Raw genomic sequence first — 26,184 nt, 5'->3', positions numbered from 1 at the left:
TCTTCTTGATCCGTTTCCCATTTCACTCTGTCTTTTACAGAATCTCTTTACACCAGCCATAAAAGTGCTGGAAGAACCATACCAAGCACCATAACCACTGCAAGAATCAATGCCAGTATCTTTGCTGCATTTCTCTTCTTTGCCAGCGGATCTTTCTTCTTTTTCTGTGCCTCTGTCGGGGCTTTTCGATTGACTTTATTACTCATCGTTCCATCCTTTCTTTTTCTCTTCTATTTTTTCTCAGTTCTCTGTCGTTTTTCCATTCTTCCATGTGCCAGAATAATCTGATCGATCATGCGGGATGCACGGCTTTTTGTGAGTGCTCCCCACTCCGGTTCGAGATCCAGCTCATGGTACCGGATCAGATCCGCCAGATATTTTTTCTGTGCCTCCGTCGCCGGAACCTCACGTTTCATTTTGGCCTTCAGAGGCGCTGCGGCAAACCATTCCGGGTGATCTTCCGAAAATCCTTCTTCCAGTTTTCGGAACAGTGCCAGCGTTTCCAGCACATCGTCCATTGCACGGTGTGCGTGTTCCCGCGGGATCTGATAGTAGCCGCAGAGTGCTTCAAGGCTTCTGCTCTCCAGATCCGGCAGTGCTTTCCGTGCGATTTTTAAAGTATCCCACGCCTCTTTTTCAAACTCCAGACGGGCGTTGACGGCCGCCTGTTTGATAAAGCTGTAATCGAACAGAATATTGTGGCCAAGAAGCGGCAGGTCGCCGCAGAAGGTTAAAAATCCACGGACGGCATTCTCCACATCGGGCGCATCCGCGATCATCTCATCCCGGATGCCGGTAAGTGCGGTGATCCGCTCCGGTACTTTTCTCCCCGGATTTACAAACGTCTCATACGATGCGACGACCTCTCCGCCCTGCACCTTTACCGCTCCGATCTCCAGAATCTGGTCTTCCTTCACCGAAAGCCCTGTCGTCTCGAGGTCCAGTACTACAAAATCTTGAATTTTCATACGTATTTTCCTTTTTCGGATCGCGTTTTGCAACGCAATATTAGTATCTCATGTTCTTTCGAAATGTCAAGCGTAAAAACCGCTGCTGCAGTCGATCATTTCCGCATTTCCGGTCAGCGGATCGCGCTTCTGATAATCAAACAGGATCACCTTTCGTGCCTTTTCTCCGCTTCCAAGCACATCATAGTCAAAGACTTCCAGATGCGTCATGCGCTGCAGCTGTTTCCAGTCGTATGCGGCATACGACGGCAGAAGCGTTCTCGTTTCGGCTTCCTTCTGGTAAAAATCACGCGATTCGTTTTTCCATTCCGACGGATCCTTTGCAAAATGCGGCCGCGTCTTCATATTTTCCCGCGCATACAGATCGAGTACCATCATCTGGCGGAAGAATGCTTCGTCCTGCTGTTTTTCGTCCCGTAAAAACTCGAGCAGAATTTCATACCGCTGGATCCGGTTATGCGCCGCCTCACTGTAGCCCTTCGCCCGGTAGAAATCACCGAGTTCCTGGAAGAAGTCGAACGGGTTCTCATACAACCGCTCGATCATCGGCAGCGTGTGGACAAACTGACCGCTGTTGTAATAGACTTCTACCATCTCTTCCACGTCTTTCAGTTTCAGCACATCATCATACGGCAGCCATTTCGTATAAAGCACCTCATACGGCTCCCGTTCCTGATAATGGCAGTCATATTCCTCGGTATGCTCATACATGAAAGAACCGCGCAGCACTTTCAAAAATCCCAGCTGTAACTGCTGCGGACGCAGTGCATAGACATCCGCAAACGAACGGCGGAAACTGTCATAATCCTCATACGGCAGGCCCGCGATCAGGTCGAGATGCTGATGGATGTTTCTTCCCTTCGCAATCCGGTTTACAATCTCTGTGACTCTTCCAAAATCCATCTTCCGGTGGATCGCCTCGATCGTCTGCGGATTCGTAGACTGAACGCCGATCTCAAGCTGTACCAGCCCCGGGCGCAGGGTATTTAAGAGTTCCAGTTCCTCCTCAGTAATCAGATCAGCGGCAATCTCAAAGTGGAAATTCGTCACGCCGTTGTCATGCTCCGCAATGAATTTCCAGATCGCCATTGCATGGTCTTTCTTGCAGTTGAACGTACGGTCCACAAATTTGACCTGCGGTACTTTCTGTTCCAGGAAAAAGGCGAGTTCCTTTTTGACCAGATCCAGATTTCGGAACCGAAGCCGCTTATCAATAGAAGAAAGACAGTAACTGCATGAAAACGGGCAACCGCGGCTTGACTCATAATAAATGATGCGGTTCTCGAATTTTTTCAGATTCGCATACGGAAAATCCACCTCGGACAGATCCATGACCGGACGCCACGGGTTGCTTTTGATGGCTCCTTCTGCATCACGGTATGTAATGCCGTGGATCTCTTCAAGCGTTTTCCCATCCGCGCCGTTCTCCTGATTCTGGTAATACACTGCCAGTTCACGGAAGGTAATTTCGCCCTCACCCTTCATGATTCCGTCAAGGAACGGATACTGCTCCAGCATCTCCTCCGCGTGGTACGACACCTCCGGCCCGCCAAGCCAGATCTTCGTTTCCGGGCTGATTTTGTGATATTCTGTAATCAAATCTTCCACAATAGATATGTTCCAGATATAACACGACACACAGACGACATCCGCATGCGCCAGAAACAGACTCCGCAGCATGGAATCTTTTGACTGGTTGATCGTAAACTCACGGATCTCCGGGAACACACCGGCTTTCTCCGCGCTCGCCTGCAGCGTGTAAACTGCGAGATTGGAATGAATATATTTTGCGTTGACCGCAGTCAGAATCATTTTCATACTATTTTTACCATTTCTCCTTTGTTCCTCTCTGTACTCTCGGAGCCTTTCTGTGCTTGATTTTGAGAGATGATTTTTGCAGAAAGATTCCGAGAGTACATCTCTTTGCATACCCTTTATACTACCACATTCTCGAACGAAAATACACCGCCATTCCTCCAAAAGCACAATTTTTTCGCGATTTTCGATAAAACAGTTGCAATTTTCGCGAATCCATGTTATATTAACAGAGGTTTCCAACAGGAAATCAAAATGCCCAGATAGCTCAGTTGGTAGAGCAGAGGACTGAAAATCCTCGTGTCGCTGGTTCGATTCCGGCTCTGGGCATTTTTTGCTGCACAAAAGCAGGATTCACATTTTTTGCCACAGCAAAATCCGGCAGAATCTCCTGTCTCCTATCGCAAAAAAACTCTGCACCGCATCCCCGGAAATTCCCGGATGGATACGGTACAGAGTTTTTTTCGTCGCATAACTGCCCAAGAAAACATTTCGTTTTTACAGATTTTTGATTACCTCCCATGCTTCATCATCAAATTTTCTATCTCTGAAATAGTACTGTTTATCTTCTTCGGTAATCTTCCGAATGACTTTACACGGATTTCCTGCTGCAATCGACCAGTCCGGAATGTCCTTTGTTACAACACTTCCGCCGCCGATAACAACGTTATCTCCGATATGTACGCCTGGTAAAATAACGGTATTTCCGCCAATCCAGACATTATCTCCGATGGTAACTTCAATGCCGTATTCATACGCACTGTTTCTTGCCGCCGGATGCACCGGATGACCTGCAGTATAGATGGCAACGTTCGGCGCCATCTGGCAGTTGTCTCCGATTTTTACCTTTGCCACATCGAGAATGGTGCAGTTATAATTTGCAAAGAAATTTTTTCCAACCTCAATATGAAAGCCATAGTCACAGTAAAATGGCGGATTGACAAATGCACCCTCGGATTTTCCAAACAGTTCTTTTACAATGGCTGCGATTCCGTCAAAATCCGAACGGTCGATGGTGTTCAGTTTCTGCGTCAGTCTTCTCGCATTCATCTGCTGCTCCATGACCTCTGCATCGGAAATGTACGGTAACTGTCTGTCTCTTCTCTCTACGTTTTTCATTATTCTGTATCCTCCCTGGTAATATTATTCACCCACTGATATTTTTTATAGTGTCTGTATACGGCAGGAAGCTTAATCATTTCATCCAGATTCAGCAGGAAATAAACGACCATGACCGTTGTTCCGATCGTAATCGCCGCATAAAAGAGATTCAGGACAAAAGAAATCTGTGTGGCAAGCGAAACTGCAGACAGGGAATTCTGGTCCAGCGTACCGACCATTAACGCATCGGACGCACTTACCAGTGCATTCATCAGATTCTGTACAACCATCGGGATCAGCAGTGCAAGAAGTTTCCGGTAGAATTCTGGATCTTTTTTCTTGATTTCCCTCTGATTTTTCATTTCTTTTTCCTTTTTTCTGTTTTATTCCATACACGTATATGTTATAATCATATTATCTTAGGTTTTGCGTTTTTTCTACGACAATATTCCTTATTTTTTATAATAATTGTACTTTTTCACGGAGGTTTTTATGATAAATGACCCAATTACAAAAGTCATGCAGGACGCATCCGAGATCGTCCGCTACGATGAAGTCGGCATTCCGCTTTATATCCGGGAAGGACTGCTTTCTTCCTATCCGGATCACCGGGCGCTCTGCCACTGGCATGAGGATATCGAATGGGTACAGATCCGCTCCGGTCAGATGAACTACTATATCAATGGAAAAAGAGTCCTTTTAAACGCCGGGGAGGCGATTATCGTCAATTCCCGCCAGATGCACTACGGATATTCTGAAAACGGCCAGGAATGTGACTTTATCTGTATCCTGTGCCATCCGAAAATCCTCACCGCGAACAGCGTTCTGTACCAGTCTTATATTACGCCGGTTCTTTCGAATCCGGCTCTGGAATATCTTCATCTGAAGCCGGAAAATCCGGAAGATACTGAAGCGCTGCAGACCCTCCCGGAAATTCTCCGGCTGAAGAAGGAACAGCCGACCGCCTACGAAATCGAGGCTGCTGCTCTGCTTTCCCTTTTGTGGTGCCGTCTTTTGCGCACGCATCCGATGATGCCGGACGGCAACACCGCCGTCTCACAGGATCCAGATCTTCTGATCCAGCGCGATATGGTTTCCTATATTTACAGCCACTACAGTGAATCCATCAATCTGGAAGAGATCGCCGCCGCCGGAAAAGTCTGCCGCAATAAATGCTGTCAGATTTTCCGCCGCTATCTTTGCCAGAGCCCAATTGATTTTCTGAATCATTACCGTCTGGAAGTAAGCTGTCATCTGCTAAACACAACCAAAATGTCCATCGCGGAAATCTGTACCGCATGCGGTTTCAATCATCAGAGTTATTATTCCAAAATTTTTCTGCGTACTTACCATTGTACGCCGAGAGATTTCCGGAAACGCGCAGAAGGCCTGCCAACATAACCTGATTTTTTTCTGTACACGTTTTTTTGTTAAAAAAAGGAAGAATTTTGCTAGACATTTTTCCGATCCCTGTTATAATAAAATTACAAAGGTGTTGCGCTAAACCTAACCAAAACACTATATTTTCCATTTATTTTACAAGGAGGATGACATGGTAAAAAAATTTGTCTACGGAACCCCATTTGAAACCGAAGCTGTCGTAAAAGAGATCCCCTCTTCCGAAGGAAACCCGGATTACGGTACCTTCTCCACCGAGAACGGCTTCTCCTTCACTACAAAGCTTGCTGACGAGGACATGGTATTCGGACTTGGCGAAGCCAACCGCGGCATCAACAAACGCGGTTTTCTTTACATCAGTGACTGCGCTGATGATCCAAACCACGTAGAGAGCAAAACCTCTCTGTATGCAGCACACAACTTCATCATCATCTCCGGCAAGACACACGTAGGATTCTTCTTCGATTATCCGGGCACCCTGCGTTTCGATATCGGCTACACGACTTCCGATACAATGACTGTTTCCTGCGAAAACGCAGATCTCTACGTTTACATGATCACCGGTGATTCCGATCTTGATATCGTAAAACAGTTCCGCGGCATCATCGGACGCAGCTACATTGCTCCGAAGTTTGCTTTCGGTTACGGTCAGAGCCGCTGGGGCTACAAAACAGAGGATGATTTCCGCACGGTAGTGAAAAAATACCGCGAAAACCATGTGCCGCTCGATATGGTTTACATGGATATTGACTACATGCAGGATTACAAGGACTTCACCGTAAATGAAGAACGTTTCCCGGATTTCGAGGGATTTGTACAGGATATGAAAAAAGAAAAGATCCATCTCGTTCCGATCATCGATGCCGGTGTGAAAGTCGAAGAGGGTTATGACATTTACGAAGAGGGCTGTGAAAAAGGCTACTTCTGCCGCCGTGAGGATGGCTCCTACTTCGAAGCTACTGTATGGCCGGGCTGGACTCATTTCCCGGATGTCTTAAATGCAGATGCCAGAAAATGGTTTGGTGACAAATACGATGTTCTCGTTTCCAAGGGAATCGATGCCTTCTGGAATGACATGAACGAGCCATCCATCTTCTATTCCCAGGAAGGCCTTGCTGATTTCAAGGAGACTGCAAAGAAATATGTGGAAGGTGACCCGGAGGTTCCGCACTACATGGTAGGCGGAAAGCTTCAGGCACTGGCAAACAACCATGAGGACTATAAACGCTTCTATCACAACGTAAACGGCGAACAGGTCCGCCATGACAAGGTACACAATCTGTTTGGCTACAACATGACACGTTCTGCCGGTGAAGCTTTTGAACGAATTTCCCCGGATAAGCGAATCCTGATGTTCTCCCGTTCTTCCTACATCGGCATGCACCGTTACGGTGGAATCTGGACCGGAGACAACTGCTCGTGGTGGTCACACATCCTGCTGAACCTGAAGATGATGCCGTCCCTCAACATGTGCGGTTTCCTCTATACCGGAGCCGACCTCGGCGGATTCGGTGCAAATACCACAAGAGACCTGCTGCTCCGCTGGCTGGCACTTGGTGTTTTCACTCCTCTGATGAGAAACCATGCTGCACTCGGAACACGTGAGCAGGAACCTTACCAGTTTGAGCATATCGAGGACTTCCGCAACGTCATCGGCGTCCGCTACCGCCTCGTTCCGTATCTGTACAGCGAGTACATGAAGGCTGCTTTAAACGACGATATGTACTTCAAACCGCTTGCCTTCGTTTATCCGGACGACAAACTGGCAAGAAATACAGAAGCTCAGTTGATGATCGGTAATGAGATCATGATCGCACCGGTTTACACCCAGAATGCCATCGGCCGTTACGTATATCTGCCGGAAGAAATGATGTTTGTAAAATTCCTCGGCAATGGAAACATGTTCCAGGAGGTTCTTCCAAAAGGTATCCACTATGTAGAAGTTGCCCTGAATGAGGTTCCGCTCTTCATCCGCAAAGGCTGCGCAATCCCGGTTGCTGATTTTGCAGAATCCATACCGGATATCAAAGAGGAAAGCATCCGCATGGTCGGATACGAAGGCGCTTCCTACGAGCGTTATACCGATGACGGAGTTTCCCGTATCTGATACAGAAAACAGTTTTTGAATCATCTCCCCCTTTGCAGGAGCTTCCCGGATCCATCAGGTTCCGGAAGCTCCTGCAGTTTTTTCACGCAAAAAGGCGGGAACCCTCTATGTTTCTCCGGGTTCCCGCCTTTTTTCTTTTCGCTTTATTCTGTTTTCGGCAGCCGCACCTCTACGACGGCTCCGTAATTTTCATCCATATTGGAGCACGTAATGCTCGCCCGTTCGCCGTACATCAGCGCCAGGCGGCGTTTTATATTGGAGATGCCGACATGGTGACGGCCGTGGTAGATGATAGGCGTGTCGTTTTCGATTGCATCCAGTGCCTCTTTCGAAAATCCGTTTCCGGTGTCGGAAATACAGATGTAGAGGTACTCACCGTCCTCGTACGTCTCGTTTGTGAGATATAGGGAAATCTCACTCTTCCGGTCCAGGGATACACCGTGTACTACGGAGTTTTCCACCAGTGTCTGCAGCAGAAGAGACGGAACCTTCCATTCTCCGATATCACCATCCGTCGTTGCTTCAAAGGAAAAGGCTTCTTCTCCGTACCGCAGCTTCTGGATGCGGATATATGCCTCAATGTGTTCCAGCTCTTCCTCCACATCGCGCTGCTTCTTGGAATCCTGGAAAATGTAGCGCATATAGTCGGACAGCACCGTTGTGATCTCAACGATCTCGCCTTCGTTATTCTTATCCGCAATGCCATGGATCAGGCTCAGGCAGTTCAGAAAGAAGTGTGGCTTGATCTGTTCCTGCGTGTATTCCAGCTCGGCTTTCTGTTCGGCAAGCTCTTTTTCGTAGATCGCAATTTTCAATCCCTGTATTTTCCGCAGCAGCTCCTTGAATTTGCCGCTCACAGACTCCAGCTCTAACAGATTGTTGCTTCCATCGTCATTCAGACTCTGCTCTTTTTCCAGCTCCTCCAGTTTTTGTCCGAATTTTTCCAGCGGTTCCAGAATCCGGTGGTAATATGCTGTAATTTCCAATGCGCAGACAATCAGAAGAACCGCGATCAGGACGACAAATGCAATCTGCATAATCAGTACATTCTCAAGAATACCTCCTCCCGGCAGAACCATAAGATTGATTTTTCCGACCGTTCCAAGCTGGTAGGAATAGACCGTCGCATTTTTCTCTTTTTTCTCTCCCGCTTTGGAAAAATCGATAATCTCATTTTTATATTTTTCCGACGTATCTGCCTGCGTCATGACACGGCCTCTGGCATCCACCATAAACGGAATGACATCATACTCCTCTGTTTTGGCGCGGATGGTCCGGAAAATCAGATTCAGATTGATGACGCAGCCTATGACTTTTTTGTTTTTCGCGTACCAGCCGACAATATAGTCGTCGTCGCCAAACGTAATCACAGTCCATTGTGTGCTGATCGAATCCTTTGATGTCATAATCTGCAGATAGGACATCAGCATCTGATTCAGCGTTGTCATTCCCTTACTCTCGGTAAACATAGTTCCGCTGTCCGTAATCAGAACATTGGCTTTCTGACCGTAGACGAAGAAGGTCTGTACCTCATGGTAACGGATTTTCAGCACACGGTTTCGCTCCCGCAGCGTCTGCTCCATTTCATAATACTGAGCATCTGTCGATGTTATCTGATCCGGGATTTCTTTGATATTGCTGTCAGAATCCAGCAGATAGATCAGTTCACTGTTGATCTGCGACATATCACGGTTGATCTGATCGACATAGAGCTTTGCCGTATCGGCAATATATTTATCTGCCAGCTTGCGGTTTTCCCAAACGCCCCAGAGCAGGCAGACAACAAGCCCCATCAGGACCAGAAAAACCGGAGTTCCAAGCCGCAGGGACGTATCCTTCAAACTGCGTATTCGAACGCTATGCAGCATCCTTCGTTTTCCTTTCTGCCAGAGATTCATAAGCGCATCCACCCCTCCTTTTTTCTTTCTGCAGAGCGACTGCCGGACGCCGCACCTTACCGCGCAGCTCCGGCAGTCCTTTTACACTCACGGAATGCATTTGCAGCTATGTTCTTTGTAACACAGCCCATTATACCATATTTTCCGGCTTTGTCCATGCAGAGTCCGTGTTTCACATGGCAAGAACAGGATTTTCTGTTCCCGTTCGCCTGGTACCGGTGAACGGGAACATTCTCTTATTCAGAGAAAATATTCAGCAGCTTTTCTGCATCTGCTCCTTCCTTTACGAATACCGGAATAGTATCCATCGGAGCAGCAACCGTTACCTTCTGTCCTCCCTCATACTTTTCTCCGGTCCATGCGTTAAACCATGTCGTTCCGGCCGGAAGATAAACCTCGCGCTCCGTTACGTGATCCTCCATCACAGGTGCAACATAGAGATCCGGTCCGAACAGATAAGCGTCCTCCACATTCCAGCTCTCCGGATCTGTCGGGAAATCATAGAAAACAGGCCGCATCACCGGGGTTCCGTCCTCATGTGCTTTCTTCATCTGTACCCGGATATAATCTCTCAGGCGCTCACGCAGGAAAATGTATTTCTTGGAAATTTCATATGCCTCATCACCAAAGCTCCAGATCTCATTGTCACTGCCGGATCCGATCTGTTCTGCACCGTAGCCCTCCTGTGGGTTGCGGTTTCCGTGCAGACGCATGACAGGGCAGAAGCATCCGTACTCAAACCAGCGGATGTACAGACGATGGAAATCCGGGTCATCGGTTCTTGCGCCGTGGAAGCCGCCGATATCAGTGGTCCACCACGGAATACCGGCAACCGCCATGTTAAGACCTGCCTGTACCTGGCGCCGGAAGCACTCAAAGGTACTTACAATATCGCCTGACCATACGAGTGCACCATATTTCGCGCTGCCTGCCCAGGCAGAACGGATCAGGCTGATTGGCATAGTATCGCCTTCTGCCGTCATGCCGTCATAGAACGCTTTCAGATAATATTTCGGATAAATATTTCCGACCTCCTGTACGCTTCCGAGCTGATAGCGGTAGTTCTTGAAATCATAAACGCTGTATTCCGGCTCTGCCACATCCAGCCAGAAGAGCTTGGCACCCTGATCATAATAATTTTTCTTGATCTTCTCCCAGACATATGTTCTTGCATCCGGGTTAGTCGCATCGAAGAAAACTTCATTTCCGCCGCAGAGCATCGTCAGCGGTACACCGTGCTCCGTGCGAACCAGATAACCCTTCTCTTTCATCTCCTCGAAGTTTTCGGAATAAATGTCAACGGTCGGCCATACCGACACAACAACCTGAATTCCCATCTCCTTTAATTCGCGGCACATGCCCGGCACATCCGGCCAGTATTTCGGATCAAATTTGAACTCGCCCTGCTTCGTCCAGTGGAAGAAATCGACGACAATCACATCAAGCGGCACACCGAGTTCTTTGTATTTTCTTGCTACAGACAGAAGCTGTTCCTGATTCCAGTAGCGGAGCTTACACTGCCAGAAGCCCATGCCATATTCCGGCATCATCGGCGGTTTTCCGGTCAGCGTCATATAATTCTCCTCGATCTCGGCAGGCGTATCACCTGCAATCACAAGATAATCGATTTCTTTCCCGGATTCCGTTACCCATTCCGTTCCATTATTCGCAAACATCACCTGTCCGACGCCCGGATTGTTCCATAAGAAGCCGTAGCCGATACTGGAAAGATAGAACGGAACACTGACCTGTGAGTTTCTCTGTGCCAGCTCCAGCATACAGCCCTTCAGATCCAGCTCATGCTGCTGATACTGTCCCATTCCGAAGATTTTCTCACCTTTTCTTGCTACAAACCGCGCTACAATACGGAAATTATCCCCGACGCCGTTGCTGTACTCGCGTCCCATGATGTTGAGCGGCATGCTTTCCTCATCGCGCAGACGGCGGAAATGCTCCTTTAACAGAACTCTTCCATCCTCATGATAGAACGTAATGACGCTGCCAGAATCAATCACTGCATGAAGCTTTCCATTTGTGATTTTTCCGTAGGAAGTATCCGTTCCCTCATACATATTGGCAAAGGCTCCGCCTTTTGCTGATGGATCCTCAAAGATTTCAACCTCTCCCGCATGCGCGTCCTTTGCTTCCAGCGCCCAGTCGCGGCCGGTAAAGCTTCGATTTTTTGTCGCGCGTACACGCAGTGCATCTTTTCCCCACGCTTCGATGCAGACGGTCTCGCCATCGTAAGAATAAATTAACTTACCCTCTTTTTCCCAAAACATGTAAAAATCCTCCTTTTGTCAAAAACGGCAGGTCATTTCTGGCCTGCCGTTTCTCCTGCTGTTTGGCACTTCAGACATTGACCCGCCGGATCAACGCCTGCTTCTTACAGGTAATATTTTTTTCTGTTTATTTTGCCAGATTTTCTTTGTATGCATTGTAAGCATCTGTCTGAATCTGAAGGAACTCGTCAATGCCCATAGCTTTCAGCTGATCGATGTAGGAATCCCACTCATCATCAATGCCGCCGTCTACTACCCAGTGCGCATACTGTGCTTCTACATATTTATAGATATCGGTTCCGATTGCCGTGATTCTGGAAAGGTCTTCGTCGGTATACTGAACCATCGGGAATCCGCAGTTTTTCTCAGTATCAACATATTTCTCGTTGATTGCATCGTCTGCCAGTTTGATACCATCACCCTGATCTTCCGGAAGAGAAACTTTGTCATAGAAATCTCCGTTCATGTATTTTGGTCCGAAGTCACGTAAGGAGTTGGACCATGCGGAAGTATCCAGAGAAGATCCATCGCTTGGCACATCTACATTGTAGGTTCCGTCGCCATTGTCTGTGATCTGGCTTCCGATCGTACCATAGAAGGTCTGTAACGATGCAAGATCGGTGTAAAATTCATCCGCCCATTTCAGCAGGGTGTCAGGATCTTTACAGTCTTTGGAGATCATGAGCTCACGGTCGGAGATATCAAGGTAATTGGTTGCTGCTTCTACGTAGTGGTTTCCATCGTAGCCTTCTACTGCCTCAAGGGTCTTAAACTGATTTACGTTCGGGCCAACCTCAGCATCTGCAGTCCATCCAAAGATAAGACCTACCTGAGAACCTCCATCTGCCTGCTGTTTTGCTGTCTTCATGGAGCCATCCTGTGTGAAGTACTCAGGGTCAACAACGCCCTCTTCCCATAACTGACGCATCCATTTTACTGCTTCTTTGTAATTTTCTTCCATCGGCATGAAGACCGGTTTTCCTTCGCCATTCAGTCCCATGTAGTTTCCGTCACGGCTTACCATGGTTCCGAACGGGGAAAGAATGTGGCGCAGATCACCGCTTAACAGTCCGCTGCCTGCTGAATTTGTGATACCGATTTCGTTGGTCGGATCCCCGTCACCATCAGCATCTTCTGTTGCAAATTTAACAAGAACCTCTTCCAGCTCTTTATAGGTCTTCGGTGTTTCCAGTCCTAAGTTATCCAGCCATTCCTGGTTGATGCACATAACATCGCCGCAAACCTTCGGACGAAGCGGAAGCTTCTTCGGTAAGCTGTAGATTCTTCCGTCACGGCTGGTGCAGACTGCTTTCAGTTCCGGATCAGCCTCAAAGGCTGCTTTCAGGTTCGGCATATCTTTTTCGATCAGATCTGTCAGATCCAGGAATGCCGATTTGTTCTGTGCCATATCTGCCTGTGTTAAGCAGATGGAGCCAAGAAATGCATCCGGGAGGTCTCCGGAAGCCAGCAGCAGAGATTTCTGCTCGGACCAGTCACTGTTGTAATAAACCTGCCAGTCGATGTTGATATTCATCTTGTCCTCGATTTCTTTCATGACGCCTTCATGCAGGAAATCGGTCGGCCAGGTATCGGTCCATCTTACCGTTGCAATTTTGTAGGTTGGGCGGTCACTGGTATCTGCTGTATCGCCGGCAGAAGATTCTGTCTTGGCAGAACTTGCTGCAGTGCTTCCACTCGTACTTTCCGCTCCTCCATTACTTCCACATCCTGCAAGCAGTCCGGCTGCCATTGCGGCCGAAAGAGCAACGCTCCAGGCCATTTTCGTTTTCTTTCTCATCATCATCTCTCCTTTATGATTTTTTTATTTGCAATACTTCTCTCCTGTCCGCAGGATCAGCCTTTCAGGGATCCGAGCATAACACCCTGATTGAAGTATTTCTGCACTAACGGGTACATACACATGATCGGCGCGGAGGAAACCACGATGATCGCGTATTTGATAAGATCGGCCATCTGCTTTGCCTCAACGGCTGCAGCGCCGGTACTCATGGCACTCATGGTCTGATTGCCGACCAGAATGCTTCGAAGGACAATCTGCAGCGGCTGCAGACTTTCGCTTCGGATATAAATCAATGCATTAAAGTAGGAGTTCCACTGTCCTACTGCTGCCCACAGGGCAATAACAGCGATAACGGCTTTGGAAAGCGGAAGCACAATCTTGAAGAAGAATCCAAGGTATCCACATCCATCCAGCTGCGCCGCCTCCCAGAGATCCTCCGGGATACTGTTGTTGAAGAACGTTCGTCCTACGATGATGTAATACGTTACAACGGAGAACGGAACAACCATAACCCAGAAGGTATCCAGCAGATGAAATCTCTGTACTGCCAGGTAGGTCGGGATCAGACCACCGGTGAAGAACATCGGGATCAGATAAAATGCCGTGAAGAATTTTCTTCCATATAAATGCTTTCTGGAAAGCGCGTAGGAAGCCGGAATATTGACAACAATTGTCACAAGTGTTCCCATAATTACGTAAGCAATCGTGTTACGGTAGCCGGTCCACAGCTTTGCATAGCTCGCCAGCTGTTTGTATCCTTTGAAGTTAACTCCTTTCGGAAGGAACATAATCTGTCCGTTGGATACGGCTGCCGGATCACTGAACGATGCAATGATGATGAAGTACATCGGATACAGGGTGATGATGATCAGAAGCACGCCGATCGTATACAGGATGATATCGAAAATCCAGTCTTCTCTGGATTTCTTTACTTTATTTGTTGATACTGCTTTTGCTTTACTCATATTTTTGCTCTCCATTCCTATGTAGGCTCAAAATTCTGTCAGATCAGTGAGGTATCACTCATTTTACTGGAAATGAAGTTGACTGCCAGAAGAAGAATCAGGTTGATAATGTTGTTGAACAGGCCAATTGCAGCGGAAAGGCTGTACTGGCTGCTCACAAGACCCATCTTATACACATAGGTGGAAATGATCTCACTTGAAGTACTGTTCAGTGTATTCTGCAGCAGGTAAACCTTCTCAAATCCAATGCTCATAACGCTTCCCATTCTCATGATAAACATGATGGTTGCCGTCGGCAGCAGAGCCGGAACATCGATGTGGATCATTTTGTGCCATTTGTTGGCACCGTCCATTGTTGCCGCTTCATACAGGGTCGGGTCTACAGAGGAAAGTGTTGCGATATAGAGGATACTGTCCCATCCTACATGCTGCCATGCCTCAGACCATACATAAATGTGTGGGAATGCTTTTGCACTTCCCATCAGGTTCGGGAGCTTGAATCCAAGCACTCCCACCAGCTTTGCGATAATACCTGTACTCGGGGAAAGGAACAGGATCAGCATTCCGGCCATAACAACGGTGGAGATAAAGTGCGGCAGGTAGGTTGATACCTGGAAGAATTTTTTAAACTTCTGTGCCTTCATCTGGTTAACCAGCAGTCCCATGATAACCGGAAGCGGGAATGTTACCGCGATGGTGTAAAGACTGATGATAATTGTGTTTTTAATGGTCAGACCGAACTGATAGGAGTTAAAGTACTGTTTGAAGTATTTCAGTCCAGCCCAGCTGCTTCCCATAATTCCTTCCGCAGGTGTAAAGTTTTTAAATGCAATCACAATTCCGTACATCGGATAGTACGTAAACAGTGCAAAAATGATGATGGAAGGAAGCATCAGTAAATATAATGGCCTGCTTCTTCTCACTTCCTCTACAAATCCTATGGAGCTTTTCTTTTTGGTTTTACTATGGTTGGCGCTCACATATCATCCCTTCTTTCCTTTAAATTTTTCGTAACTGTTCAGAGTCCCATCTCGATTTTTCTTCCATTTCGCATGGCTCTGAATCGTTACAATTTTTCTTTTTCATGCTCTCGTTTCAACCGATGAACATATTATACAAAAAAGAGGGGCGTTTTTCTATCATTTTCCGGCAGTCTGTATATTAAAAAAGAGATGTCTTTTCACATCTCTTTTTTAATCAGAACGTTTTTTTGTTATTGACATCGTTTTTTTGTTATTTTTGTCTGCTCCGGTACTCATTTGGTGTACATCCGACCAGCTCCCGGAACGTTTTACTGAAATAAGAAAAATTTCCATAGCCGACTTCCATCGCAATTTTGCTAATCGGAAGCGATGAACTGCGCAAATACTCCTTTGCCCGCTCAATGCGCCGCTCAGCAATATAATTCGGAAGCGACATTCCCGTTGTTTTCATAAAAATTTTGGAAACGTAGTCCTCTGAGAGGAACACTTTTCCTGCAAGCACGGATCTTGAAAGATCCTCGTTCAGATTCTGTTCGATATAGTCTTTTAGCTGCTCCACCACATTGTCACTGCGGGATTCGTTCTTTTTCTGACCTTCCAGCACATCAAACAGATAATCGATGAACGCATGGGCACCTACCACAGAAAGAACCGCCTCTCTCCGTTTCGTTTCATACTCTTCACTGTCAAAAATCTGTCCGAAAACGATATTGCTCTCTTTTAAATAAACATATATATTCTGTATCATTTCTTCAAAAAAACGACTTGTGAAATCTTTTCGCAGACCGCCGCTTTTCTCACGCTTTTTCAGATATTCCTGCAGCTTTTCCCGCACAGCCGCAAGGGAATCGGATCGCTCCATCTCAGCCAGATACGTTTTCCACGGCACTTCCTGATAATCACGCTCTACGAAGGACCAGCGTGTCTCATACAGAATCCCTGTTTCATCCGGCACTACATACTTTTCCATCTCTTCGAGCTGATCGCGGCTCTTTGAAATCTCATCCAGTACCGCCGGTTTTCCCATGTACATGCAGAATCTTGCCGGAAACGCACCCGCCAGACAGGTCCGCAGTTCTGCCAGTTCCTCCTGCGTTCCCATCGCACTTCCGTGATTTCGCAACACAACTGCCCATTCCAGATCGCTGACATGTACCACGGTTTCCAGTTTCATTTCTGTTGTTTCCACATATTCCGTCAGAACATTTGTAATCACAAAATTATATAAGCTGATCTCCTTTTTATAATGTTCCTTATCCGGAATTTCCAGTACCCGCAGCAGAATCAGACGGAAGGTCTCATCCGGAGTACAATATCCGCTCTTTTTTGCCCTTTCAATCCAATACTCCTCCTGCAGACACTGAACCAGAAGATCCTCCCAGAATTGCTTTTCATTCTCTCCTTTTTTCTCCTGTTTCTTCTGTTTTTGATGTTTTTCCTGCACAATCCCGACAATTCTGCGCAGCGCTGTTTCCAGATCCACATTGGAAATCGGTTTTAACAGATATTCCCTTGATGACAGCTTCAGCGCCATCTGCGCATACGCGAAATTTGCATAGCTGCTCAGGAAGGTACATTCAATATCCAGCTTTTTGTACCGGATCCATTCCAGAAGCTCCAGCCCGTTGCCCTGTGGCATATCAATGTCACACAGCAGCATTTCAATCGGATACTCTTCCAGCAGCTTCTGCGCCTGGCGGATGTTGTTTGCCGTAAATACCATATCAATTCCAATTCCGCTCCAGTTGACGGTTTCTTCCAGCTTTTCCACCAGAAGCTTATCATCATCTACAATCAGAATACTAATTCCCATAGGTAAGCCTCCAATATATTTTTTCTGTTTTTCTTCTTTTTCCTACAGAAAAAAGCCAGCCGATAGACTCTTATTTTTCTGTCAGCTGGCCTGTTTAAAAACCATTATAACCTGTTTATTCTTTTCCGTCAAAGCAATAGGTACACATTTTGCATTTCGGCAGTCCGATCGACTCTACCAGATCGTCCAGACGGTGATATCTGAGGCTGGTGAAATTCTGACGGCGGCAGATTTCCTGGCACATGGACTCGTAGCGGTCGCTGGTCGGATCTGCATACTCTTCCAGTACTTTCTCTGCGTTTTCTCCCTCTTTTTCCAGAATAATCCGTCTGGTGATCAGATCCAGCTCGGATTTGGAGCGGGAGAAATTCAGGAATTTGCAGCCATACAACAGCGGCGGGCACGCCGGGCGGACATGAACTTCTTTTGCACCGCTCTGATATAAAAATTCCGTTGTCTCACGGAGCTGCGTACCGCGCACGATGGAGTCGTCGATCAGCAGCAGTTTTTTCTGATCGATCAGTGCCTGCACCGGGATCAGCTTCATTCGGGCAATCAGATTTCTCTGTTCCTGGTTGGTCGGCATAAAGGAGCGTGGCCAGGTCGGGGTATATTTGATGAATGGTCTTGCAAACGGAACTTTGGACTCATTCGCATAGCCGATTGCATGGGCAATTCCGGAATCCGGCACGCCTGCAATGAGATCCGGGTGGACATTGCTTCCCGCATCACGTTTGGCAAGCATGGCACCGCAGTGATACCGCATCTCCTCTACATTGATCCCCTCATAGGACGCAGTCGGGTAACCATAGTAAACCCACAGGAAGGAACAGATCTTCATCTCCTCCTGCGGCGGCACGAGCATCTCGACGCTCTCCGGCGTAATAAAGTCAATCTCACCCGGTCCGAGTTCATGGTAATCCGTGTAACCCAGGTTCAGATATGCAAAATTTTCAAAGGATGCACAGTACGCTCCCTCTTTCTTGCCAATAACAAGCGGGGTGCGACCTTTTTTATCGCGCGCAGCGTAGATGCCGTCTTTTGTCAAAAGCAGCAGGGTCATGGAACCGTCAACAACATCCTGCAGATGGCGGATGCCCTCCGGAATCGTCTTTTCACTGCAGATCAGAGATGCCGCAAGTTCGGTCGCATTGATCTGACCGGTGCTCATCTCCTGGAAATGGGTGCGGCCGTTGCCGTAAACCTCTTTTAAAAGCTGATCCATGTTGTTGATTTTTCCAACCGTGGTAATCGCAAAGCTTCCAAGGTGTGACTGGATCAAAAGCGGCTGCGGTTCATAGTCGGAAATGCAGCCAATGCCGAGGTTTCCCTCCATTTCTTCCACATCACGCTCAAATTTTGTACGGAACGGTGAATTTTCAATGTTGTGGATAGCACGTGAAAAGCCATTTGCTCCGTATGTCGCCATACCGCCTCTTCTTGTTCCGAGATGTGAGTGATAGTCTACTCCATAAAACAGTTCCAGTGTACAGTCTTTTCTTGATGCAACTCCAAAAAAGCCTCCCATTTGTCGTTTACCTCTCTTTTGTATTTTTTCTCCCTTATCATACGAAACGCATATGCAATTCGGGCGGTTGCCCTGTTTCCACAGTTTTTCTTTACACATACGCTCTGTCCTGTTATAGTGTAACACGATTTTTCCCGGATTGTAAAGTTTTTCTAATAAATTAGATTACAAAAATAACTTACATTAATAAATCATTTTCTGGCTGTTTTCACAAATTTTCCCGGATATGATCGATAAACTTCGTCGCAGCAAGGCTGAATGGCTGTTCCCTTTTCCAGGTAAACACACTGCGGCAGATGATCGGCGGATCTAAGAATCGTCCGACAATCTCTTCTTCCTTCCATAGCTCGGAAACGCCCTGCACCGTAATCAGATAACCGAGTCCCTTCCGAACCATTTTTGCTCCATTTGTCGGCATATTACAGGTAAATCGGATGTTCAGCTTCTGATAATATGCTCCGAACCAGTTGGTAATTTCATTTTGCACATCCTGTCTTCTTGGCAGAATCAGCGGAAGATCTTTTAAATCTTCCGGATGTACGACTTCTTTTTGTGCCAGCGGATCATCCGGACGCATCAGCACCTGCTGCCGCTCCCCTTCTTTCAGACGCACAAACTCATATTTTCCCACATCAACCGGCTCCAGAAGCAGTGCAACATCCATCAGACCACGATCCATCTGCTCCTTCAATACATCTGCGGTTCCCGTCACCAGATCGAACGTCACGTTCGGATATTTTTGGCTGAAAGTTTCGATCAGATCTGCCAGAACATTCACAGACCTTGTCTCTCCGCATCCGATTGTCACACGTCCGTCGATCAGTGCTTCCTGCTCTGCCAGTTCTTTTTCTGTCTTATCAATCAGCCCGATAATTTCTTCTGCCCTGCGGCGCAGCAGGACCCCCGCATCTGTCAGCCGGATTCTCCTAGTTCCCCGTTCAAACAGGATTACCCCCAGTTCTTCTTCCATCTGGGACAGCTGACGGCTTAGGGTTGGCTGCGTGATATGCAGGACCTCTGCCGCACGGCTGATGTTTTCTTCCCGTGCTACGGCAAGAAAATAGCGAAGTACTCTTGTTTCCATATGTCTCCCTCTCGTTTTATTTGTTTCGTTTTTTATTTCTTTCCTGAAGCATATTTGAAAAAGGCTTTTTGCAAACTGCAGAAATGTTTTTCAAACACGCTTTGCTTTTGGGAAAGAATTTTCTTTCTTCTACTATATCGCTTTTTTTGTTTTCTGAAAAGAAAGTATTGATTCTTTTTTTCAAGTATGATACCTTGAAATTATTGCGTACAGAGGTTCTGCGTTAAACTTAACGAAAATTTTCTGTACCTGCTTGCTATCTGCAGAAATCCGAAATAAGCATATCTTTTCTTTTTTCTGATTTCTTACGATGATTTTTTTATTAGGAGGGTTTTACTATGGTTTCACTTTTGCTGCCTGTCATTTATCTGGCATTCATCAGTCTTGGACTGCCGGATTCCCTGCTTGGCTCTGCGTGGCCGGTCATGTACCAGGAACTTGGAACTTCCGTTTCCGCAGCCGGTATCATTTCCATGATTATCTCTGCCGGAACAATTGTTTCCAGTCTGAACAGTGACCGGCTGAACACACGGTTTGGCACCGGAAAGGTCACCGCTGTCAGTGTTCTGACAACCGCTGTGGCACTGTTTGGTTTTTCCATCAGCCATTCTTTCTGGGCCCTGTGCCTCTGGGGAATTCCCTACGGTCTCGGCGCCGGAAGCGTCGATGCCGCTTTGAATAACTACGTTGCGCTTCATTATAAGGCGCGCCATATGAGCTGGCTGCACTGCATGTGGGGTGTTGGCTGCAGTACCGGCCCTGTTGTGATGAGCTGGGCAATCAGTCACCTGAACTGGAACAAAGGATATCTCATCATTTCCATTTTCCAGATTGTGCTGACATTGGTTTTGTTCTTAAGCCTTCCTCTTTGGCAGAAACCTGCCGGAGCTGCCGAAGAGGATACCTCTGTTCCGGCGGAGCGGAGTTTTTCCAGTCTGATCCGTGTTCCTGGTGTCAAAGAGGTGCTGATCTGCTTTTTCTGTTACTGTGCAGTGGAATCTACTGCTGGCATGTGGGCTGCAAGTTATTGTACGCTGTTCCGCGGTATTGATGCACAGCGTGCCGCAAGCTGGGCCAGCCTGTTTTACATTGGTATTACCATCGGACGTTTTATCTGCGGTTTCGTTACCATGAAGCTGAACGATCAGAATATGATTCGTCTGGGACAGTTTTTCATCGCCGTTGGTGCGGTTCTGATGCTGCTGCCGTTTGGCGATTCCCTTCTTTTTATCGGCCTGATCCTGATCGGACTTGGCTGTGCGCCGATTTATCCTTCCATCATTCACGAGACACCGGCAAACTTCGGTGCTGACTTAAGCCAGGGAATCATCGGCATCCAGATGGCCTTTGCTTACGTCGGAACCTGCCTGATGCCGCCGGTTTTCGGTGTTCTCGGCCAGCATATTTCCTTCGGACTGTATCCGGTATTCCTGATGGCCATTTTGATTCTGATGGTTGTAATGGCAGAGCGGATGCACCGCGTAACGGCGGAAAAGAGAAATTCTTATAAAGCCAACTATTAATCCAATTATTCTGCAGCAGAATGGTCCCCTTGGATCAAACTCTGGTATACTGCGTACAAAAAAGTACATCTGATCAGGTTACTCCCTGATCAGATGTACTTTTTGTAAATTTCGGAAATTTTTTCAAGCACGCTCCGCTTCAAACTCTTTCACCAAATCCTCCAGCAGGTTTCTGATCTGCAGGTGCTGCAGACATACTTTCTCACATTTTCCGCATTTCACGCAGTCTGATGCCTTTCTGCCCGGTGCAGTATATACAAGATTGTGATAAGAAATACTGATACATCACGCCAATTTTCCTGTTTCATTCCTCAATCATGCCAAAGACATCTTCAATCTCGCCCATATACAGATAATGGAGATCGCCATCTTTATATAAAGTATCGCGCGTAAATTCCGGCAGATCTTCTTTCTCCATTCTGACCGCATAGATTTTTTTGCAGACAAAGGTCAGCTCTGCCTCTTCAAATCCAACCGCATTTCCCAGCATCTTCGGTGTCAGACTGGTCAGACTGATCTTATCCGGCACATCATTTCCCGATTTTGATCCCAGGATTCCAAGATCCTTCCGATATTTCTCTGGAAAAAAGCAGACCGTAAACTCGTCTTCCTTCTGCAGAATCTGATGCGTCCGGCGGCTTTCCCGGATAAATACGGTAATGATCTGCTTTCCTTTCTTTGGCGGTCCCCAGATCGTCCCCATCGTACCCCATCCGATCGTCATCGTATTATACTCCCTTGGCGTACCCGCAGTACACAAACCCCAGCGGTCATCAAAAATAGAAAACACATCATACTTTGCGGTTTTAAAATTCTCCATCGTAATGTTCATACTACATTCCCCTTTCGCTGATTTGCTTTGTTATCCTTAGCATACCGTACGGTAGTAACTACCGGGCAAGAACTTTTTTTTCGAAGCCTTGAATTTTTATAAAAACAGGGAATTTTTTTATTTTAGAAATAAGAATTGTATGTTATACTAATGAACGTTGCCACTCCCAGACAGGCAGAGAAGGGAGGGTTGACAGTGCAAGAACTATTCATTTCATTTTTTCTTTCCGTTATGGCAAGTATAGTAGCCTACTATATCTGCAAATGGCTGGACGGTAAGAAATAACTGGCAGCCAGCCTAAGGTTTAAGCCGCCTTGCCCAAAAGGCACAGAAAGCCCCACGAGTTGCAGCTCGTGGGGCTTTTGTTGACTTTGCAAGCCATTCATTTCATTGCCTATCGGCATTATAGCATATGAAAATTTAAAATGCAATATTCTTAAGTTTTAAAAATAAGATTTCTTTTTCATCTATTTTTCCACAACGCAAAAACCGGAATGCTTACACATTCCGGTTTCCAGTAGAGCGCGAGACGGGATTCGAACCCGCGACCCCAACCTTGGCAAGGTTGTACTCCACCCCTGAGCCACTCGCGCATTTATTAATTTTTATCTTGCTAAGTGCTCGCTGCACCTTACAAATGATACTATACAGGAACTCCCCTCATTTGTCAATACCTATTTTCAATTTTTTTCAAAAAAAATCAAAAGTATCTACGATTCCCTCAATTTTCGCTCTCCATCAGACCCCCGCACAGCTGTCTTCCCCCCACAAATTCACACCGAACCACCCTCCTGACGAATCCAGACTCCTTTCCATCCGTCCTCCCAACCCCACATGCTCACGCCGATCCGCCTCCTGGCGGATCCAGACGCTTTACCCCCGTCCCCACCGTCAGACCTCGCGTGGCTTCGTACCTGCGGTGCAGCGGGCATAGAAAAAGAGGGCAAGAACTGTGAGCGCAGAAGGGGCCCGGAAAAATGGGATGACCTCTGGTGCACAACACCAGAGGTCAAAACGCACTGAGTCGGGAAACCATCAGGTTTCCTGACGAATTGCGTTGATTCCCATTTTTCCGGGCCCCTTCCGCGCCACAAGTTCCGCCCTCTTTTTCTCGCCCGCTGCACCGCAGGTACGAAGCCGCACGAGGTCGTCCGTATTCACCTCTACGCCTTCAGAATCGCGCTCAGCACATACTGATTATTTGAGAAGTTTTTCTGCGAAATATCCCCGAGTCTGATCAGGTCAACATCCAGCCACAGCTCCTCTGCTGCCACCATCATATTTGCAAACATAATCCCGAAATTCACCTCATCCCACTTCCGAAGCTTCTCCACACTGTGCTTCTTCGAGAAAATATGAATTCTGTTATCATACACCACAAATCTCCACGGCTGGCTGTTCATACTGGATGGCGACAGTCTCGCCGCTTCCAGCATCTGCGTCATCCACTGCCGCGGCACCTCTTTGAACACACAAAGATCCTCCAGCGGCAGTCTCTTTGCTTCACTTTGCCGTCTCGTATGCGAACCATGACTCTTACCAAAAGCGACGATCCCCACCAGCCGCTTTCCGTTCTTCTCAAGCTCCGCCTTTTTCACACGATTACTTCCGATAAAGCAGGTTCCCAGTCCGATACTGCACAGATACAGCACCATCTGTTCCATAATATAACCCACGTTCATCAGATATCGTTCTGACTCCTCCGAATAAAAAGCCATATAATACGGCGCCTTCACACTGAACATACTGAGCATTCTCTCCTGCCCTTTTCTGTTGTCCAGAATCGCCATATCCACACCGATGCCCGAAAACAGTGCCGGCATCTCCTTATAATGCTCCCAAATCTTATCCAAAGTCTGCGGCGGAAGCGTATCAAAACAATAATTCCTTACTGATTTTCTAACAAAAATAGCCTCATATAAATTCATACTCTCACCCTTACTTCATCTGCTATCCGTCTGTTTTTGTTACAGTTCACTGCTGAATGAACAGTAATATTTCTTTCATAGCCGGCCGCGGCCCGCTCCCCATTTTTACAGGAGCAAAGCCGCATTCCGAAAAATTTACGTTTAATCTTCCGCATTCGACAGAAATACGGAAATTCTCCCTCTTAATCGCAAATATTTTTCAATTTCCAGCTCATCCATTTTTACTCTGTAATAATATTGTAACATATCCAAAAACTTTTTCAAGGGAAAAACGCGCCAAATTTTGTATATTTTTCACACATATTTCCCATCAAATTTATGCAACTTTAAAACCTGTGCTTACGCTTCCGCGGTCAGCTTCTCCAGCTCCTCCACATAAGAAGCAAACACATCCAGCGCCTCTTCCACCGGCTCCGGCTTCGTCATATCGACGCCGCAGATCTTCAAAAGGTCGATCGGATCCATCGAGCAGCCGCCGCTTAAGAATTGTTTGTACTTCTCCACGATACCCGGCTCCCCTGCCAGGATCTTGCTGCTGATCGCAATCGCCGCCGAAAATCCCGTTGCATACTGATATACATAGAACGGTGTATAAAAATGCGGAATTCTCGCCCATTCCAGCGCGATCTGCGGATCCGAAATCATATCCGGTCCGAAATACTCCTTGTTGATCGACAGATACAGCTCCGAAATACCGTCCGCCGTCAGCGTGCCTTCCTCTGCCATCTTCTCATGAATCCGCTTCTCAAACTCCGCAAACATCGTCTGGCGGAACACCGTTCCCTTAAACTGATCCAGGAAATAATTCAGCAGGAAAATCTTCTCCTCTTTTTCTTTCGCATGCTTCAGCAGATAGCGGATCAGCAGTGCCTCGTTGCAGGTTGATGCCACCTCAGCGACAAAGAGGCGGTACTCCGCATACGTAAACGGCTGTGTATGGTTCGAATACCAGGAATGCAGCGAATGGCCCATCTCATGCGCCAGTGTGAAGACCGAATCGATATTTCCGTTAAAGCTCATCAGCACATACGGATGGGAATCGTAAGAACCCCAGGAGTAAGCACCGCTCTTTTTTCCTTCGTTCTCATAAACATCCACCCAGCGCTCCGAAAAGCCCTTGTCCAGCAGTGCCACATAATCATCCCCGAGCACGGCAAGCGCTTTCTTCACGATCTCGATCGCCTGCTCATACGTATATTTCTGCTCGTACTCTTTCGTCAGAGAAACGTAAACATCATACATATGAAGTTCATCCACACCGAGCAGCTTTTTACGCAGTGCCACGTAGCGGTACATCGCCGGCATTTTTGCATGGATCGCCTCGAGCAGCTTGTCGTAAACCGAAACCGGGATATTTCCGCCATCCAGCGATGCAGCCAGTGCAGATGGATATTTTCTTACATCTGCAAAGAATGCGGCCTGTTTCAGATTGGCACCGAACGTTGCGGCGAGCATGTTTTTGTGTTTTTCATACTCCGCATAATACTTCTCAAACGCTTCTTTTCTGACCCGGCGGTCCTTCGACTGTAAAAATCCGACGAAGGTGCCGTGGCTCAGTGGAACCTGATTTTCCTCTTCATCCGTGACCGGCTGGAATCTGAGGTCTGCGTTCGAAAATGCCGAGAAAATCTGATCCGGGCTGGATGCCATCTCTCCGGCTTTTGCAAGAACCGCCTCCATCTCCGGCGAGAGAATGTGCTCTTTCTTGCGGAAATTTTCTTTTAATATGCGATCGTACAGACGGAGCGGCTCATATGCTTTTTCAAATTCTGTAACCGTCTCCTCGTCAAGCTCCAGGATCTCCGGCTCTACGAAAGAAGAGGCATCCGCAAGAACAGCCATCATGCTGTCCATCTTTCCGGCATAGCCCTGATACTTCTGATTTCCCATATCCTGGTGATATTTCTGGCTTGCATAGACATACAGGCTGGAAAAGACGCGGCTGATGTCATCAAGACCGGAAAGAACGTCATACAGCGCTTCTGCACTCTCTTTCATTGTTCCCTGTTTTGCGCGGAACGCTTCTATTTTCTTCGCAAGCTCCTGCTCTGTTTTCTCAAATTCTTCATCACTACCAAACAAACTCGAAAGATCCCAGCAGTACGCCGGATCCATCTCTTCTCTTTTTTTCAGTTTAATTTCTGCCATATTTCTCCCT

At 47.1% G+C, this 26,184-nt stretch carries 20 protein-coding genes and 2 tRNA genes; 4 read left to right on the top strand and 18 right to left on the bottom strand.

The window, feature by feature from the left end; genetic code table 11:
• Window positions 1-47: 47 nt before the first annotated feature.
• The 3 genes from DWY63_RS17980 to DWY63_RS10955 all read right to left on the bottom strand — a co-directional run bounded on the left by DWY63_RS17980 (window position 48) and on the right by DWY63_RS10955 (window position 2,786).
• Entirely contained in the window at window positions 48-206 is a 159-nt protein-coding gene (locus DWY63_RS17980) for a hypothetical protein (RefSeq protein ID WP_022462412.1), read from the bottom strand.
• Between the two features lie 24 nt (window positions 207-230).
• On the bottom strand, window positions 231-968 hold the full coding sequence (locus DWY63_RS10960; protein ID WP_243001881.1) for a 3'-5' exonuclease: 738 nt from the start codon (window positions 966-968) through the stop codon (window positions 231-233).
• A 66-nt stretch (window positions 969-1,034) separates the two neighbouring features.
• A complete protein-coding gene (locus DWY63_RS10955; RefSeq protein WP_117802090.1) occupies window positions 1,035-2,786 on the bottom strand; it encodes a B12-binding domain-containing radical SAM protein in 1,752 nt (583 codons plus the stop codon).
• A gap of 254 nt (window positions 2,787-3,040) precedes the next feature.
• Here DWY63_RS10955 and DWY63_RS10950 point away from each other — a divergent pair.
• A tRNA-Phe gene (locus DWY63_RS10950) sits at window positions 3,041-3,113 on the top strand.
• 168 nt (window positions 3,114-3,281) lie between these two features.
• Here the strand turns inward: DWY63_RS10950 and DWY63_RS10945 are convergent.
• Together DWY63_RS10945 and DWY63_RS10940 are read right to left on the bottom strand one after the other, a co-directional pair.
• A complete protein-coding gene (locus DWY63_RS10945) occupies window positions 3,282-3,902 on the bottom strand; it encodes a sugar O-acetyltransferase (protein WP_022462409.1) in 621 nt (206 codons plus the stop codon).
• On the bottom strand, window positions 3,902-4,246 hold the full coding sequence (locus DWY63_RS10940) for an MATE family efflux transporter (protein ID WP_117509327.1): 345 nt from the start codon (window positions 4,244-4,246) through the stop codon (window positions 3,902-3,904). The genes DWY63_RS10945 and DWY63_RS10940 overlap by 1 nt, the downstream gene beginning before the upstream one ends.
• Window positions 4,247-4,376: 130 nt before the next feature.
• Here DWY63_RS10940 and DWY63_RS10935 point away from each other — a divergent pair, with 130 nt between their 5' ends.
• A complete protein-coding gene (locus tag DWY63_RS10935) occupies window positions 4,377-5,285 on the top strand; it encodes an AraC family transcriptional regulator (protein ID WP_022462407.1) in 909 nt (302 codons plus the stop codon).
• A 151-nt stretch (window positions 5,286-5,436) separates the two neighbouring features.
• Window positions 5,437-7,389, top strand: a complete 1,953-nt coding sequence (locus DWY63_RS10930; RefSeq protein WP_117802089.1) for a glycoside hydrolase family 31 protein — start codon at window positions 5,437-5,439, stop codon at window positions 7,387-7,389.
• Between the two features lie 143 nt (window positions 7,390-7,532).
• Here the strand turns inward: DWY63_RS10930 and DWY63_RS10925 are convergent, their stop codons facing one another.
• The 8 genes from DWY63_RS10925 to DWY63_RS10890 form a co-directional block, all read right to left on the bottom strand.
• Window positions 7,533-9,287, bottom strand: a complete 1,755-nt coding sequence (locus DWY63_RS10925) for a sensor histidine kinase (RefSeq protein WP_117802088.1) — start codon at window positions 9,285-9,287, stop codon at window positions 7,533-7,535.
• 236 nt (window positions 9,288-9,523) lie between these two features.
• On the bottom strand, window positions 9,524-11,569 hold the full coding sequence (locus DWY63_RS10920) for a glycoside hydrolase family 31 protein (protein ID WP_117802087.1): 2,046 nt from the start codon (window positions 11,567-11,569) through the stop codon (window positions 9,524-9,526).
• A gap of 127 nt (window positions 11,570-11,696) precedes the next feature.
• A complete protein-coding gene (locus DWY63_RS10915) occupies window positions 11,697-13,367 on the bottom strand; it encodes an extracellular solute-binding protein (protein ID WP_158568350.1) in 1,671 nt (556 codons plus the stop codon).
• 56 nt (window positions 13,368-13,423) lie between these two features.
• The gene (locus tag DWY63_RS10910; protein ID WP_117760703.1) at window positions 13,424-14,335 is read right to left on the bottom strand and encodes a carbohydrate ABC transporter permease; all 912 of its coding nucleotides are present in this window, start codon (window positions 14,333-14,335) and stop codon (window positions 13,424-13,426) included.
• A 38-nt stretch (window positions 14,336-14,373) separates the two neighbouring features.
• Window positions 14,374-15,315 (bottom strand): ABC transporter permease, encoded by a 942-nt coding sequence (locus DWY63_RS10905; RefSeq protein WP_243001880.1) that lies wholly within the window; start codon window positions 15,313-15,315, stop codon window positions 14,374-14,376.
• Between the two features lie 253 nt (window positions 15,316-15,568).
• Complete coding sequence (locus tag DWY63_RS10900; protein WP_117802085.1) at window positions 15,569-17,131, bottom strand: response regulator transcription factor; 1,563 nt, start codon at window positions 17,129-17,131, stop codon at window positions 15,569-15,571.
• A 115-nt stretch (window positions 17,132-17,246) separates the two neighbouring features.
• Window positions 17,247-18,659 carry an amidophosphoribosyltransferase gene (locus tag DWY63_RS10895; RefSeq protein ID WP_055227987.1) on the bottom strand — a complete coding sequence of 471 codons (1,413 nt, stop codon included), beginning with the start codon at window positions 18,657-18,659 and terminating at the stop codon, window positions 17,247-17,249.
• A 208-nt stretch (window positions 18,660-18,867) separates the two neighbouring features.
• Window positions 18,868-19,743: a LysR family transcriptional regulator gene (locus DWY63_RS10890; protein WP_055227986.1), complete on the bottom strand. Its 876-nt coding sequence runs from the start codon at window positions 19,741-19,743 to the stop codon at window positions 18,868-18,870.
• Window positions 19,744-20,081: 338 nt separating this feature from the next.
• On the opposite strand from DWY63_RS10890, the gene DWY63_RS10885 reads away from it, so the two are divergent.
• Entirely contained in the window at window positions 20,082-21,266 is a 1,185-nt protein-coding gene (locus DWY63_RS10885; protein ID WP_055227985.1) for an MFS transporter, read from the top strand.
• 304 nt (window positions 21,267-21,570) lie between these two features.
• On the opposite strand, the gene DWY63_RS10875 is transcribed toward DWY63_RS10885, so the two are convergent.
• The 5 genes from DWY63_RS10875 to pepF form a co-directional block, all read right to left on the bottom strand.
• The gene (locus DWY63_RS10875; RefSeq protein WP_117509337.1) at window positions 21,571-22,098 is read right to left on the bottom strand and encodes a flavin reductase; all 528 of its coding nucleotides are present in this window, start codon (window positions 22,096-22,098) and stop codon (window positions 21,571-21,573) included.
• Between the two features lie 521 nt (window positions 22,099-22,619).
• A tRNA-Gly gene (locus tag DWY63_RS10865) sits at window positions 22,620-22,691 on the bottom strand.
• 442 nt (window positions 22,692-23,133) lie between these two features.
• On the bottom strand, window positions 23,134-23,259 hold the full coding sequence (locus DWY63_RS18620) for a hypothetical protein (RefSeq protein ID WP_264466072.1): 126 nt from the start codon (window positions 23,257-23,259) through the stop codon (window positions 23,134-23,136).
• Between the two features lie 2 nt (window positions 23,260-23,261).
• A complete protein-coding gene (locus DWY63_RS10860; protein ID WP_022462268.1) occupies window positions 23,262-24,026 on the bottom strand; it encodes a nitroreductase family protein in 765 nt (254 codons plus the stop codon).
• Between the two features lie 339 nt (window positions 24,027-24,365).
• Window positions 24,366-26,174, bottom strand: a complete 1,809-nt coding sequence (gene pepF, locus DWY63_RS10855; protein ID WP_226906295.1) for an oligoendopeptidase F — start codon at window positions 26,172-26,174, stop codon at window positions 24,366-24,368.
• Window positions 26,175-26,184: the final 10 nt, after the last annotated feature.

This window comes from Blautia sp. AF26-2 (assembly GCF_003460955.1).
GTDB classification, from domain to species: Bacteria; Bacillota; Clostridia; order Lachnospirales; family Lachnospiraceae; genus Fusicatenibacter; species Fusicatenibacter saccharivorans.
Note: the sequence above shows the minus strand (reverse complement) of the source record. Positions and strands in the feature narration are given on the sequence as shown.

What these genes read in the sequence shown, in the direction of transcription:
- DWY63_RS10920 (WP_117802087.1), bottom strand. Translation starts at nt 11,569, where the DNA reads ATGTTTTGGGAAAAAGAGGGTAAGTTAATTTATTCTTACGATGGCGAG.
- DWY63_RS10900 (WP_117802085.1), bottom strand. Translation starts at nt 17,131, where the DNA reads ATGGGAATTAGTATTCTGATTGTAGATGATGATAAGCTTCTGGTGGAA.
- pepF (WP_226906295.1), bottom strand. Translation starts at nt 26,174, where the DNA reads ATGGCAGAAATTAAACTGAAAAAAAGAGAAGAGATGGATCCGGCGTAC.
- DWY63_RS10890 (WP_055227986.1), bottom strand. Translation starts at nt 19,743, where the DNA reads ATGGAAACAAGAGTACTTCGCTATTTTCTTGCCGTAGCACGGGAAGAA.
- DWY63_RS10930 (WP_117802089.1), top strand. Translation starts at nt 5,437, where the DNA reads ATGGTAAAAAAATTTGTCTACGGAACCCCATTTGAAACCGAAGCTGTC.
- DWY63_RS10940 (WP_117509327.1), bottom strand. Translation starts at nt 4,246, where the DNA reads ATGAAAAATCAGAGGGAAATCAAGAAAAAAGATCCAGAATTCTACCGG.
- DWY63_RS10935 (WP_022462407.1), top strand. Translation starts at nt 4,377, where the DNA reads ATGATAAATGACCCAATTACAAAAGTCATGCAGGACGCATCCGAGATC.
- DWY63_RS10915 (WP_158568350.1), bottom strand. Translation starts at nt 13,367, where the DNA reads ATGAGAAAGAAAACGAAAATGGCCTGGAGCGTTGCTCTTTCGGCCGCA.
- DWY63_RS10945 (WP_022462409.1), bottom strand. Translation starts at nt 3,902, where the DNA reads ATGAAAAACGTAGAGAGAAGAGACAGACAGTTACCGTACATTTCCGAT.
- DWY63_RS10885 (WP_055227985.1), top strand. Translation starts at nt 20,082, where the DNA reads ATGGTTTCACTTTTGCTGCCTGTCATTTATCTGGCATTCATCAGTCTT.
- DWY63_RS10960 (WP_243001881.1), bottom strand. Translation starts at nt 968, where the DNA reads ATGAAAATTCAAGATTTTGTAGTACTGGACCTCGAGACGACAGGGCTT.
- DWY63_RS10860 (WP_022462268.1), bottom strand. Translation starts at nt 24,026, where the DNA reads ATGAATTTATATGAGGCTATTTTTGTTAGAAAATCAGTAAGGAATTAT.
- DWY63_RS17980 (WP_022462412.1), bottom strand. Translation starts at nt 206, where the DNA reads ATGAGTAATAAAGTCAATCGAAAAGCCCCGACAGAGGCACAGAAAAAG.
- DWY63_RS10955 (WP_117802090.1), bottom strand. Translation starts at nt 2,786, where the DNA reads ATGAAAATGATTCTGACTGCGGTCAACGCAAAATATATTCATTCCAAT.
- DWY63_RS10910 (WP_117760703.1), bottom strand. Translation starts at nt 14,335, where the DNA reads ATGAGTAAAGCAAAAGCAGTATCAACAAATAAAGTAAAGAAATCCAGA.
- DWY63_RS10895 (WP_055227987.1), bottom strand. Translation starts at nt 18,659, where the DNA reads ATGGGAGGCTTTTTTGGAGTTGCATCAAGAAAAGACTGTACACTGGAA.
- DWY63_RS10875 (WP_117509337.1), bottom strand. Translation starts at nt 22,098, where the DNA reads ATGAACATTACGATGGAGAATTTTAAAACCGCAAAGTATGATGTGTTT.
- DWY63_RS10925 (WP_117802088.1), bottom strand. Translation starts at nt 9,287, where the DNA reads ATGAATCTCTGGCAGAAAGGAAAACGAAGGATGCTGCATAGCGTTCGA.